The 13,505-nt window shown below is 66.9% G+C and carries 11 protein-coding genes; 9 read left to right on the forward strand and 2 right to left on the reverse strand.

The window, feature by feature from the left end; translation table 11 throughout:
* Positions 1–88: 88 nt before the first annotated feature.
* Positions 89–1,807 carry an L-lactate permease gene (locus QMG72_RS07330; protein WP_282360039.1) on the forward strand — a complete coding sequence of 573 codons (1,719 nt, stop codon included), beginning with the start codon at positions 89–91 and terminating at the stop codon, positions 1,805–1,807.
* Positions 1,807–4,632 (forward strand): FAD-binding and (Fe-S)-binding domain-containing protein, encoded by a 2,826-nt coding sequence (locus QMG72_RS07335; protein WP_282360038.1) that lies wholly within the window; start codon positions 1,807–1,809, stop codon positions 4,630–4,632. The genes QMG72_RS07330 and QMG72_RS07335 overlap by 1 nt, the downstream gene beginning before the upstream one ends.
* 100 nt (positions 4,633–4,732) lie before the next feature.
* On the opposite strand, the gene QMG72_RS07340 is transcribed toward QMG72_RS07335, so the two are convergent.
* A complete protein-coding gene (locus QMG72_RS07340) occupies positions 4,733–5,077 on the reverse strand; it encodes a toxin-antitoxin system YwqK family antitoxin (protein WP_282360037.1) in 345 nt (114 codons plus the stop codon).
* Positions 5,078–5,138: 61 nt separating this feature from the next.
* Here QMG72_RS07340 and QMG72_RS07345 point away from each other — a divergent pair, with 61 nt between their 5' ends.
* Together QMG72_RS07345 and QMG72_RS07350 are read left to right on the forward strand one after the other, a co-directional pair.
* Positions 5,139–5,912, forward strand: coding sequence for a DeoR/GlpR family DNA-binding transcription regulator (locus tag QMG72_RS07345; protein ID WP_282360036.1), 774 nt, complete (start codon positions 5,139–5,141; stop codon positions 5,910–5,912).
* Complete coding sequence (locus tag QMG72_RS07350; RefSeq protein WP_282360035.1) at positions 5,909–7,096, forward strand: MFS transporter; 1,188 nt, start codon at positions 5,909–5,911, stop codon at positions 7,094–7,096. Before QMG72_RS07345 ends, QMG72_RS07350 begins: the two co-directional genes overlap by 4 nt.
* Here QMG72_RS07350 and QMG72_RS07355 read toward each other — a convergent pair.
* On the reverse strand, positions 7,032–7,745 hold the full coding sequence (locus tag QMG72_RS07355) for a phosphatase PAP2 family protein (protein WP_282360034.1): 714 nt from the start codon (positions 7,743–7,745) through the stop codon (positions 7,032–7,034). The two genes, QMG72_RS07350 and QMG72_RS07355, sit on opposite strands and share 65 nt — an antisense overlap.
* A gap of 50 nt (positions 7,746–7,795) precedes the next feature.
* On the opposite strand from QMG72_RS07355, the gene QMG72_RS07360 reads away from it, so the two are divergent.
* From QMG72_RS07360 to QMG72_RS07380, 5 genes are all read left to right on the forward strand, one after another.
* Positions 7,796–9,298: a bifunctional phosphatase PAP2/diacylglycerol kinase family protein gene (locus tag QMG72_RS07360; protein ID WP_282360033.1), complete on the forward strand. Its 1,503-nt coding sequence runs from the start codon at positions 7,796–7,798 to the stop codon at positions 9,296–9,298.
* Between the two features lie 74 nt (positions 9,299–9,372).
* Positions 9,373–10,167, forward strand: coding sequence for an alpha/beta fold hydrolase (locus QMG72_RS07365; protein WP_283480172.1), 795 nt, complete (start codon positions 9,373–9,375; stop codon positions 10,165–10,167).
* Positions 10,168–10,307: 140 nt separating this feature from the next.
* Positions 10,308–11,252 carry an ABC transporter ATP-binding protein gene (locus QMG72_RS07370; protein WP_226775590.1) on the forward strand — a complete coding sequence of 315 codons (945 nt, stop codon included), beginning with the start codon at positions 10,308–10,310 and terminating at the stop codon, positions 11,250–11,252.
* A 3-nt stretch (positions 11,253–11,255) separates the two neighbouring features.
* Entirely contained in the window at positions 11,256–12,146 is an 891-nt protein-coding gene (locus QMG72_RS07375) for an ABC transporter permease (RefSeq protein WP_283480173.1), read from the forward strand.
* Positions 12,147–12,177: 31 nt separating this feature from the next.
* Complete coding sequence (locus QMG72_RS07380) at positions 12,178–13,500, forward strand: sensor histidine kinase (protein WP_283480174.1); 1,323 nt, start codon at positions 12,178–12,180, stop codon at positions 13,498–13,500.
* Positions 13,501–13,505 lie beyond the last annotated feature (5 nt).

Here is a 13,505-nt window from a genome sequence, read left to right on the forward strand (position 1 = left end):
CAACTGGTCAGGCTTGACCAACATGTGCACTTGTAAGACAATCGAAGGGCGCCACGGTGTTGTGACGCCTAACACAATCTGGAGACTCATGTTTCAGCAGATCCTCGATCCCATTGCCGGGTCCCTGGTGATTTCGGCCCTTTGCGCGGCGCTTCCGCTCGTCCTGCTCTTCGTCCTACTCGGCGTCTTCAAGGTGAAAGCCCCCAAGGCGGCCCTGGCAAGCCTGGCCTTGTCCCTCCTGCTGGCCATCGTCGGCTGGCAGATGCCGGTGAACCAGGCCCTGAGCGCCACCGCGGCCGGCATTTTCTACGGACTGTTCCCGATCCTGTGGATCCTTGTCAACGCACTCTGGATATACCGGCTCACCGTGGCCACCCCGTGGTTCGAAGTGCTGGGACGCACCATCCGTTCCATCTCAAACGACCTGAGGATCCTGTCAATCCTCATCGCTTTCTGCTTCGGCGCCCTGCTGGAATCCCTGGCCGGATTCGGCGCGCCAGTGGCAATCTCCGCCGCCATGCTGATGGCAGCCGGCATGAAACCACTGAAATCAGCAGTGGTCTCGCTGCTGGCCAACACCGCTCCCGTCGCCTTCGGCGCGATGGCCGCGCCCATCATCGCCCTGAACGGCGTCACCGGCTTGCCGCTGCATGATCTGTCCTCCATGGCCGGCCGCCAGACGCCGTTCATCGCACTGATCGTGCCGCTGCTGCTGGTGTTCATCGTCGACGGCCGCCGCGGCGTCAAGCAGACCTGGCCCGTGGCCCTCGTGGCAGGCGCCGCCTTCGGCGTGGCCCAATTTGTCACGTCCAACTTCTTCGCCGTTGAACTGACTGACGTTGTCGCCGCCGTCGTGACCGTGGCCGCGGTGCTGCTGATGCTGAAGTTCTGGCAGCCGACAGAAACTGTCGGGATGGACGGGTCCGCCGAGAGCACCCCGGAGGCTGTGCACGCCGCTGCTGCCGCAACGACCGGAAGAACTTCCCGGGACGGCGGTTCCGCCGCCAAGGGCTCCGTGGCCGCCGCCCCCGGCACCGGGGTTCCGATCGATAACTCCCGGCCCGAACCCCGGCAGATCTGGATGGCGATCGCACCCTACCTGATCATCATCGCGGTGTTCTCCGTCGCCCAGCTTCCGGCCGTCAAAACCTGGCTTGGCCAGGTCGGCAGCGTGACGTTCGCCTGGCCGGGCCTGGACATCACCGATTCGGCCGGCAAACCGGTTGCGGCCACCAAGTTCAAGCTCGACCACCTCAAGGCGACCGGCACCCTGCTGCTGTTTTCTGGGCTGATCACCATGGCGCTGTACAAGATCACGGCATCCCAGGGCCTGCGCATCTACAAGGAAACTCTGGTCCAGCTGCGCTGGACCATCGTTACCGTCACCGCCGTCCTGGGCCTGTCTTTCGTGATGAACCTGTCCGGCCAGACCACCACCCTGGGCTTCGCGCTGGCGTCAGCGGGCGGCTTCTTCGCCATCCTCTCGCCACTGATCGGATGGATCGGCGTCGCCCTGACCGGCTCCGACACCTCCTCCAACTCCCTGTTCGGCCAGATGCAGGCCACCGCAGCGGCGCAGACGGGTCTGTCTCCGGTGCTGATGGCCGCCGCCAACTCCTCCGCCGGCGTGATGGGCAAGATGCTGTCGCTGCAGAACTTGGCCGTTGCCGCCGCGGCGGTGGGGCTTGACGGCGCCGAGGGGACCCTGTTCCGGAAACTCATCGGCTGGAGCCTGGGGCTCCTTGCGCTCATCACCGTGCTGATCTTCCTGCAGTCCACCCCCGTGCTCGGCTGGATGGTGCCCTGATGGCTCCCCTGGATTTGGCTGGCCTCCGCTCGGCAGTGCAGGACCCCGCCCAGGTGAAGACCCGGGCGATCGACCTGCACGCGAATGCCCATGACGCCTCGCACTTCCTGCTGATCCCGCAGGCCGTCGTCACGGCCGGGAGCGCCGCCGACGTCGGCGGTCTGCTGCGCGCCAGCGCGGCCCAAGGAGTGCCGCTGACTTTCCGCTCCGGCGGCACCAGCCTCAGCGGGCAGGCAGTCACCGATGGCGTGCTCGTAGACGTCCGACGCAACTTCAGGGACATCGAAGTGCTCGACGGCGGCGCGCGGGTCCGGGTCCAGCCTGGCGTCACCGTGCGGGCGCTCAATGCGAGGCTCGCCCGCTACGGCCGTAAATTCGGGCCCGATCCGGCCAGCGAGGCAGCGTGCACCATCGGCGGGGTGGTCGCCAACAACTCCTCCGGCATGAACTGCGGCACCGTGGACAACACCTACCGCACCTTGGAGTCGCTGACCGTGGTGCTGCCCTCCGGCACCGTGATCGACACCGCGGCGGCCGACGCCGACCAGAAACTCCGTGCCCTCGAGCCGGAACTCCACGAAGGCCTGGCCCGGCTGGCCGCGCGGATCAGGAACAACGCAGACTCCGTGCAGAGGATCCGGCAGCAGTTCTCCATGAAGAACACCATGGGCTACGGCCTGAACTCCCTGCTGGATTTCCAGACCCCGGTGGACATCATGGCCCAATTGATCGTCGGGAGCGAAGGCACCCTGGGTTTCGTGGCCGAAGCGGTCTTCCGCACGATCCCGCGGCTCCCGCATGCCGCTGCGGGCCTGCTGGTGTTCCCGGACCTCGAGGCGGCCAACTCTGCCCTGCCCGCCCTCGTCGCGACGGGTGCCGCCACCGTTGAGCTGATGGACGCGTTGTCGCTCAAGGTGGGCCAGACACTCAAGGGAACGCCCGCCGTCGTCCAGGACCTGGTGGTCCGGGACCATGCCGCCCTGCTTGTGGAGTACTCCGCGGGCAGCGCCGGGCACCTGGCCGAACTCCAGGGCCAGGGCGAGGGCGTCCTCCACGGACTCGGGCTTTCCGCCCCGGCCCGGTTCACCGGCGACGCGCGGGAACGCGCCCAGCTCTGGCAGCTCCGTAAGGGCCTCTACGCCTCGGTCGCCGGCGCGCGGCCCCAGGGCACCACTGCGCTGCTGGAGGACATTGTGGTCCCGGTCCCCGTGCTGGGGCGCACCTGCCGGGAACTGATCCGGCTCTTTGACAAATACAGCTACAGCAACAGCGTGATCTTCGGCCATGCCAAGGACGGGAACGTCCACTTTATGCTCACGGACGGCTTCGCCACCGCTGCCGAACTGGACCGCTACAGCGCCTTTACCGAGGACATGGTGGAGCTGGTCCTGGCCGAGGGCGGATCACTAAAGGCCGAGCACGGGACTGGGCGCGTCATGGCCCCGTTCGTACGCCGGCAGTACGGTGATGAACTCTACGACGTCATGCGCACCATCAAGCGGCTCTTCGACCCCGCCGGGATGCTCAACCCGGGCGTATTGATGGATGAGGATCCGCTGGCGCATCTTCGCCACATCAAGACGGCGCCGCCCGTCGCGGAGGAAGTGGACCGCTGCGTCTCCTGCGGCTACTGCGAGCCGGTGTGCCCCAGCAAGGACATCACGCTTACGCCGCGGCAGCGCATCGTCACGCTGCGCGCCATCGAATCCGCGCGGCTGGCCGGGGACACGGCACTGGTCAAGGAGCTGGAAAAGGACTACGAGTACGAGTCCGTGGACACCTGCGCCGTGGACGGGATGTGCCAGACGGCCTGCCCGGTGGACATCAACACCGGATCGCTCGTGAAACGCCTCCGGACGGCTGACGCCGGCCCGCTCGCCAACGGTGCCTGGAACGCCGCCGCGAAGCACTGGGAGGGCGTTACGCGCGGCGCCTCCCTGGCGCTGACGGTCGTCAACAAGCTCCCGGCCGCTGCCATCTCCCCACCCAACCACGCAGCGCGGGCAGTGTTGGGCTCAGACACCGTCCCGCTGTATTCCGCCGAACTGCCCGGCGGCGGTTCGGTGCGGAAGCGTCCGACGCCGCCGGGCCCGGTTGACGCCGTCTACTTCCCGGCCTGCGTTGGCACTATGTTCGGACCGGCAGGAGCCGGTCCAGACGGTCAGGGACGCGGCGTCCAGTACAGCTTCGAACAACTCTGTGTCCGGGCCGGGCTCACCCTCCTCGTACCCGAAGGCGTCGATGGCCTGTGCTGCGGGACGCCCTGGTCCTCGAAAGGCATGGCGGCGGGCCAAAGAACGATGAGGGAGAAGACCTTGGCCGCCCTCCGGGAGGCGACCCGGGACGGGGAGCTTCCAATCGTGTGCGACGCGTCCTCCTGCACCGAGGGCCTGCGCCAGGCGGTGGAATCGGACGCACCCGCGGCAGGGCAGCGCGCCCTGCGGATGCTGGACGCCGTGGACTTCGCCGCGAAACGGATCCTGCCCCGGCTGCCCGGCCACGAGAAGCTGGAGTCACTGGCGCTCCATCCCACCTGCTCGTCCACCCGGATGGGCCTCGACGATGCCCTGGACGCCGTCGCCGGCGCCGTGGCGGACCGGGTTGAGATCCCGGAAAACTGGGGCTGCTGCGCGTTCGCCGGGGACCGGGGCATGCTGCACCCGGAACTGACAGCGTCGGCGACCGCGAAACAGGCTGCAGAAGTGGCCGACATGGAAGCCGCCGCCCACGCCTCCTGCAACCGGACCTGCGAACTGGGCATGACCCGGGCCACGGGCGCCCAGTACAGGCACGTGCTCGAGTTGCTGGAAGAGGTCACGCGGTAGACAGAACGCTCCCTCCTTTCCTGCACGTTTTGCGCCAACGCTTTCTCACGGGATGGGAGAGCGTTGGCGATTTTCGTGCGAAACGTGGGAGAGCGTTGGGCTATTTGAAGGTCTTGCGCTTTGTTCCGGTGCCGTCCGGGGCGTAGGTGATCCATTCGCCGGTCTTCCGTCCGACGTCGAAGGATCCCTCGTCCAACAGCTCGCCGCTGCGGTGCCACCGCTGCCAGAAGCCGTCCTGCTGCCCGTCCCGGAATGCCCCCTTCTGCACCAGTCCGCCTCCTTCGCGGTACCAGACGCAGTCGCCGTTGAGCCGTCCGCGACGGTAACCGGCCTCGGCTTTAACTTGGCCGCTGCGGAAGTAAAAGACCCACCGGCCGTGGCGTTCGCCGTCCAGGTACTCCCCGGCGCCGGAGACCCTGCCGTCCGTAAATAGTTCTTCAGCCATAACGCCAGAATACATTTGCGCACGACGTGATCAAATGATCACGCTCGGTTATCATTTATACATGGGGACTGAGGAGCGCCACCGCCGCATCGGAGCACTGTTGCGGCACCAGGAGCATGTAACGATCGATGAGCTGATGGGCGCCGTTGGTGCCTCCGGGGCGACGATCCGCCGTGACCTGGATGTCCTGGCCCGGCACGGCGTTCTCCGCCGGGTCCACGGCGGTGCCCGGAGCCTCGTACTCGGGGGCGGATACCCTGAGTACGGCCAACGCGAAATCGAGGACCACGCCGTGAAGGTGCGGATTGCGGCCGGCGTCGCCGCACTGCTCCCGGACCGCGGGCACGTCTGGGTGGACAGCGGCACCACTGCCACCGCGGTGGCCCGCCAGCTGAGGCTGCGGCAGATGACCGTGATGCCGATGTCGTTGCAGGCTGTCAGCGCGTTGACCGAAGGGGGCCCAGCTGCCGGCCGTCATCCCGACCTGCTGCTGCCCGGCGGGAGTTTGCTCGCCGGCGAACAGTCATTCCGCGGACCCATGACGGAATCGAACATCCGTTCGCTGCGGTTTGATGCAGCCGTCCTCACGCCCTGCGCACTGAACCTCCGGGATGGGATGATGGCCCACGACCTCGACGACGCGGCGGTAAAACGCGCTGCAGTAGAGTCCGCGGCCCGGGTGATCGTGGCCTGCTGCGCAGCGAAATGGAACGCCACCGCCGTCGCACTTGTCGCGTCGCTGGATGCCGTGGACGTCCTCGTCACGGACCATCAGTTCAGTGCCGGAGACCTTGACCAGCTCACCCAACACTCGGTGGAAGTAGTGATCGTATGACCAAGACGGCAACCCGCCCGCAACTCAACGCCGCCGCAGCGGCCACCTTCCTGATCTTCGGAATTAACGGGCTGGTATTCGCCAGCTGGGCCGCCCGCATCCCTGCGGTGACGGACATCCTTGGCATCTCCTCCGGGCAGATGGGGACCCTGTTGTTGTGCGTGGCGGCGGGATCCCTGGTCGCCCTGCCCACTGCCGGCCACGTGGTGGGACGGATCGGGACAGCGAATGCCGTGCGCGCCGCCGGCCTGGTCGCGGCTTTTGCCGGCGTCGGCGTGGCGCTGGCGCTGCTGGCCGGCTCCGTGCCGGGAACCGCCGTTGCACTGTTTTTCTTCGGTGTGGGCATCGGCCTGTGGGACGTGTCCCAAAACATTGAAGGCGCCGACGTCGAACACCAGCTGGGGCGAACCATCATGCCGCAGTTCCATGCAGCCTTCAGCGGCGGCGCGTTCCTCGGCGCCCTGATCGGCGCTGGCCTGGCGGGTCTGGGTGTCGGGCTTCCGGCGCACCTGCTGGTGATTGCCGTCATTGTCGCCACACTGACGGTTGTTGCGCCGCGCTATTTCCTGCCGCACCTCCCGGCACCCGCGGCTGGATCCGGGGAGCGAACGGAACCCAAGGGGCGCACGGCCTGGCGGGACGGTCGGACACTGCTGATCGGTTTGGTGGTGCTCGGCGCGACACTTACCGAAGGCGCCGGCAACGACTGGATCGCGAAAGCCGCCGTCGACGGCCTGAAGGCCACAGATTCCACCGGTGCGCTGCTTTTTGCCGCCTTTGTCCTGGCCATGACCGCTGTGCGGTTCTTCGGCGGCCGGGCGATTGACGCCTACGGCCGGGTACCCGTGCTCCGTGCCAGTATGGCGGCGGCCGCCGCAGGGCTGGGGCTATTTGTGCTGGCCGGGAATCTTTGGTGGGCCACGGCGGGCGCGGTGCTCTGGGGTGCAGGGGCCGCACTTGCGTTCCCGATGGGGATGTCGGCTGCGGCTGACGATCCCAGGCATGCCGCCGCCCGTGTTGCAGTGGTGTCCACGATCGGGTACATCGCATTCCTGGCGGGGCCGCCGCTGCTGGGCTACCTCGGAGACCTGGTCGGCATCCGGGTGGCACTGCTGACCATCATGATTCCAATTCTTGGGGCACTGCTGCTCGCCGGCGCCGCGAAGCCCGCGCGCGCCAGCTGATTAGCCGGCGGGCATCTGCATTTTCCTGAATGCAGATGTTCCGGCAGGACAGCCAGAGCAGGAGCACCACCGGGACGGCCAGGCATACGCTGCCGACCGTGTCCACGAGCCAGTGGGCGGACAGATACGTGCGGCTGACCATCATGGCCAAGACGCCAAGACCAGCAAGCACCCCGGCCCAGGCGCGGCCCAGCAAAATTGCCACCACCACCAGGAAAGCGGCTGTACTCGCAACGTGGCCGGAAGGGAATGATCCCGTGTCGGTCAGGACAATGGTGTTGGCGGGCCGCTCGCGGAGGATGGCCGCCTTGAGGATCTGGGTAAGACCAAGGACAACTATCCCTGCTGCGGCGGCGAAAACTGCCGTCCGCGCGCGCCTTCGCAGCAGCAGGGCCACGACGAGCAACCCGTGCAGCACCAGGACGCCCCGGTAGCCGGCCAGGTTGAGGAAGCCATTGAGCCCGTCCCAGAACGGAGCGCGCAGGGCGGTGACCGCGCCGGCCCAGCCTTCGTCCAGGGACTGAAACGGGGGATGCTGGACGTCCGTGAGCAGCATCCCCGTCAGTACTGCGCCCAAGGTGAGCAGGGCCGTACTGGCCGCCAGCACGCGGCCCGCGGACAATCGCTGAGGGTCCAGCACTCGGGTCATCGTCTCATCCTAGCGAAGGGATCGTCCCGCCCGGGCAGTAAGGTGGTCGGATGCGAAGCATGCTGAGGAAGGCGCCGGGGCGCGTGGGAAGAGTGGACCGCCGAATTGTCCGTGCGGTGGCCGGCCTCCCCGGGGGAAATTACGACGAGTTCTTCCGGCGGCTTTCCGCGGCAGCGAATAACGGCAGGTTGTGGATAGGCATTGCCGCCGTGATGGCACTGTTTCCGGGGCGGACCCGTCGTGCTGCCGTCCACGGGGTGCTGGCGCAGGCCGTTGCCTCCGCAGTCACGAACCTCGGATTCAAGACGCTGCTGCCGAGGGCACGTCCGCTGCCGGAGCACCTTCCGGCCTTCAGGTTTGTCCACCCCCAACCCAAGAGCTCGTCCATGCCCTCGGGCCACTCGGCCTCTGCCGTCGCGTTCGCCCTTGGCGTCGGTATGGTCCGGCCGCCCCTCGGAGCCGCGCTCGCGCCGCTTGCCGCGGGCGTCGCCTACTCCCGTGTTCATACCGGCGCGCACTGGCCCTCTGATGTGTTTTTCGGCTCGGCGATCGGGGCCGGGGCTGCCCTGGCAGCCCGGAAATGGTGGCCTGTCCGGCCGCCCTTCCCGGCCATCCGCCGGAGTGCAGCGACAGTCGCCAAGCTTCCGGAGGGTACAGGTCTGGGTATCGCTGTGAATACGCTGGGCGGCTCCTACGCCGCGGAAACCGCGGCGGCCCTGCACAAAATATTCCCCAAGGCGCATATAAAGGAAGTTTCCCAGGACGAAGACCTGGCGGAGGAGATTGCGCGGGTCGTTGGCCAGCCCGGTGTTGTGGCCCTGGGCGTCTGGGGCGGTGACGGAACCGTTGGAACGGCCGCGGCTGCCGCCGTCGAGCATTCCCTGCCGCTGCTGGTCCTGCCGGGGGGAACCCTGAACCATTTCGCGCGCGACGCGGGCATTCCAACCCTCTCCGAGGCGGTGGAAGCCGCGACCCGGGGGGAAGCGGCCCGAGCGGACCTGGGCTTGGTGGCAGTGGAACGGGGGCTTCCCGGTAACCCCGAGCAGGTGCACGTGACGATGCTCAACACCGCGAGTATAGGCCTCTACCCGAACCTGGTTCGCCGGCGTGAGCTGTTGCAGCCGGCGCTTGGCAAACCCTTGGCCGGCATCGTCGCGATGTTCCGGACCTTCGCGGCCGGGACCCCCACCAGCCTGGTCGTCGACGGCGTACGGCACAAAGTCTGGATCCTGTACATCGGCCGCGGACGTTATTATCCCCGCGACCATGCCCCGCTGGTTCGTCCGGTCCTTGACGACGGCGTCTTCGACCTCAGGATGATCACGGCCGACGAATCGTTTGCCCGGTTGCGGCTGCTGTGGGCTGTTTTGACCGGGACGGTCGCCACCTCGCGCATAACGCACCTGTCCGAAGCCACCCGGATCCGGGTGGAACCGGTGGATTCGACAATGGTCCTCGCGGTCGACGGCGAGGTTATGCCGGCGGTCCGGACCGTCGAGTTCTCGGTGCGGCCGGGCGCCCTGACGTACTACTCCCCGCTGACTGAACGCTGACGCATTTACCGGCCCGCCCGGCATGGACCGGCGTAGTCTGTGAGTGAGTCCTGACCGGCCTGAAGGGATAAGCCATGCAGCCAGTGCAGCAGTCCTCCGTCCAATCCGCAGACGGCACCAGCATTGGCTTTGAGACCGCCGGGGCCGGCGAGCCGCTGATTTTCGTCACCGGCGCCTCGAATGACCGGATGGCCGCGGCGCCACTGGCGGCGGCGCTCAGGGACAGTTTTACCTGCATCAGCTACGACCGGCGGGGCAGGGGCACCAGCGGGGACACCCGGCCCTACGACATCCGCCGTGAAGTGGAAGACCTTGAGGCGCTGCTGGGGCTCTACGGCGGCCGCGGCCACGTCTTTGGGTACTCATCCGGCGCCATCCTGGCCCTTCGGGCTGCCGTGGACGGCCTCGACTTCCAGACAATTGTGCTTTATGAGCCTCCGCTCTTTATGGCCGGCGGCACTCCGGCCTCCACCGTTGAACATGTCCGGCGGATCGAAGAGCTGGTGGCCGGGCGCAGGCCCGGTGACGCCGTCGAATATTTCCAGACCGTGGTCGTGGGGATCCCCCCAGCGGCTCTGCACGGCCAGCGCAAGGCACCCTTCTGGTCGGGAATGGAGGCCATCGCCCAGACGCTGGCTTACGATCAGGCCATCTGCGGCGACCCGAACGTGAGCGTCGAGGCACTGTCCCGGGTCTCGATCCCCAGCTTTGTCCTGAGCGGCGACGCAACTTTCCCCGGACTGGCCGAGGCTGCGAAGGGCGTAGCCGCCATGATTCCCGGCGGCGTCTGGCGCAACATCGCCGGCCAAGGACATGATTTGTCGGCGGAAGCCCTGGCGCCGGTTTTCCGGGAGTTGCTGGGCCGCTGACCGGCGCCGGGTCGACTCAGGGTCATCCTCCCGGACTACCCTGGGTCGACCCGGAATCATCCCTGAGACCGGTGAAACCGGCGGTTGGCCTCGGTAGCGTGGTGGGTACACCAACCACTCCTACGCAAAGGACCGCTTCCATGATCGAAGCACGAGGCCTGACGAAGGTGTACGGCGATAAAACCGCCGTCGCCGGGGTCAACTTCACTATTGAAGCCGGCAGGGTCACCGGATTCCTGGGCCCTAACGGCGCCGGCAAGTCCACTACCATGCGCATGATCATGGGACTGGACCGTCCGACGTCGGGCACCGTCACGGTCAACGGCACCCCGTTGGCGCGCCACGCTGCACCGCTGCGCGACGTTGGGGCGCTGCTCGACGCCAAGGCAGTCCACACCAGCCGCTCCGCCTACAACCACCTCCTGGCCATGGCCGCCACGCACAGCATCCCCAAAAAGCGCGTCCACGACGTGATCGAAATGACGGGGCTGGCGGACGTTGCCAAGAAAAAGGTCGGCGGCTTCTCGCTTGGCATGGGACAGCGGCTCGGGATTGCCGCGGCACTTCTCGGCGACCCGCAGACCATCATCTTGGACGAGCCCGTCAACGGACTGGACCCGGAAGGCGTTGTCTGGGTCCGCAACCTCGTTAAGTACCTCGCGTCCGAGGGGCGCACGGTCTTCCTCTCCAGCCACCTGATGAGCGAAATGGCAGTTACCGCCGACCACCTGATTGTGATCGGCCGCGGCCGGATCATCGCCGACGCGCCGATCCAGGACATCATCACCGGCAAGGGCCAGGTCCGCACGCGTGTGCGCACGGACAGGCCGGACCAGCTGATGCAGCTGTTGGCCTCTGACGGCGTCTCCGTGGAACTGCAGGACAACGAACTCCTCGAGGTCTCAGGCCTGGATCCCCGCGGGATCGCGCGCGCTGCCCTCGACAGCCACGTCCTGATCTACGAACTCACCCCGCTTCGGGCCAGCCTCGAGGAGGCATACATGGAATTGACCAAGGATGAGGTCGAATACCACTCGCTGATCACCGCGGGCGCTGCGGCCCCCGTCCAGACCGGAGGCAACTAAGCCATGAGCTCAACAACCCTCGAACCCTCCCGCCGCGGCGCGCATGCAGGCGCCGGTGGCGTTGCGGCCGGCCAGGAGTCCAGCACCGGTCCGGGACCGAGCTTCTTCCGGGTCCTGAATTCCGAATTCATAAAATTCCGCACCCTCCTCTCCACCCTGATCCTGCTTGCTTCCACCGTCCTGGTGATGGTTGGCTTCGGTGCCCTGTCCGCGTGGGGAACGGGACAGTTCTCTGAGGCGGCCTCCCGGGACCCGCAAGCGGCAGCGGCATTTGCCGCGCAGGGCGGAGATCTCGCCGTCGGCGTCCCCACATCCGGCATCGCATTCGCCCAGCTGATCCTGGGCTCGCTGGGTGTGCTGCTGATGAGCTCCGAATTCACCACGGGCATGGCCCGCTCCACCTTCGCCGCCGTCCCCAAGCGGATTCCGGCCTATGCCGCGAAACTGCTTGTTGTTATGGTGACGGCGTTTGTGCTCACGGCGGCTTCCGTGTACCTGGCCGGCCTTGTGTCGCTGCCGATCCTGGGCAACTACAACCTTAAGTTGGACCTCGCCAGTTCGCAGTCGGTGAAGATGATGCTCGTCAACAGCGCCTACATCGCAGCCGTCGCCGCTATCGGCATGGCACTGGGCTCGCTGGTCCGCAACTCGGCCGGGGGCATTATGAGCCTGGTCGGGCTGTTCTTTGTGGCCCCGATCGCCTTCCAGCTGATCCCCGGCGATTTCTTCGTCGAAGCCCGCAAGTACCTCCCCGGCAACACGATCGACCCGATGATAGCGGTCCAGCACGTCCCGGACACGCTGGAAGCCTGGCAGGCTGCCCTGGTCCTGGGCGCCTGGGTCGTCATCCCAGTGGTCCTGGCCGCCGTGGTACTGAAACGGCGGGACGTCTAACCTCCGCCGGCCCAGCGTCTAGGCTCAGAACATGATCGATGCAGTTCCTGTGAAGGACGCGCCAGCCGGCCCGGCTGACGCGTCCTTCGCTGAAATCACCGACCGCCGCCGGGGGCGGTTCCGGCGCTACCTGTTTGAGCATCCGCGGGTGATGGATACCGTCGTGGTGCTTTGCTACCTTGGACTCGTCATTCCAGCGGGCGTCGAGTCAGCGCACGACGGCGTGTGGCCGGTTGTGGGACTGCTTGCGGCGGGCGCAGGGGCGCTCTTCTTACGGCGAAGCCGGCCGGTGGCGGTTTTGGCCCTCGTGGCCGTGCTCGACCTGGGTGTGACCTTGCTGCATCCTTGGGGTTCGAACGTCTCCGCCGGACTGTGGTTTGCGCTCTACTCCGTGGCGGTGGCGCGCAGCCGGCGGTTTGCCCTGTTATCCCTTATGTCGGCTACTGCGCCGCTGGTGATCCCCTACGTCCTGCTGGCGGTTGGGCCGCTGGACGGCAGGTTGCCGGACACGGGTGTGAACACGCCGGAGAACTTCCAGCTGATTAGCAGCATCGCCTCCGGCGTCAGCATCACACTCTCCAACGTTATTGCTACCGGGATCGGAATATCCGTCCGGCAGCGGCGCGAGCACGAACAGGAGATTGCCGCCTGGGCCGTCCGGGCCGCACGGCTCGGATCGGCCGCCGAACGCAACCGTATCGCCCGGGAAATGCACGACGTCGTGGCGCATGCGCTCACGGTCATGATCAGCCTTTCGGACGGCGCAGCCGTGGTTATCAAAAAAGACCCGGTGCGGGCGGTCGATGTCCTCGGGGAACTCTCCAGCACCGGGCGCACCGCCCTGGCGGACATGCGGCGCGTCCTCGGCGTGCTGCGTGACGAGTCGGCCACCGGGCAGGCTCCGCGCGAACCTCTCGTGACAGGTGACAACCTGGGCAAATTGCTGGCGGGATTCCGGACCGCCGGACTCCCGCTGCACTACACCCACACCGGTCCCGCGCTGCCCCTGGACACCGCGTTCCAGCTAACGGTCTACCGGATCGTGCAGGAATCGCTGACGAACGTGCTCCGCTACGGCCGGTCGCTGGGCCGGGTGGACGTGGTGATTGCCCGGGACGGCTCCACCGTCACCATCGAAGTTGTGGACGATGGCAAGGGCAGCCTGGACGCCGGCGGTTCGGCTGCGGCCCGGGGGATCCTGGACTCCCCCGGAACTGTGGGCACCGGCCAGGGCCTGGCCGGAATGCTGGAGCGGGCCAGATTCTATGCGGGCACCGTGGAGGCGGGACGAAGCGGAGAATACGGTTGGCGAGTGCGGGCCGTCCTGCACTTGAACGGCGACAACGGAAAGTAAGTGCA

Source organism: Pseudarthrobacter sp. PH31-O2, assembly GCF_030063265.1.
GTDB lineage: Bacteria > Actinomycetota > Actinomycetes > Actinomycetales > Micrococcaceae > Arthrobacter.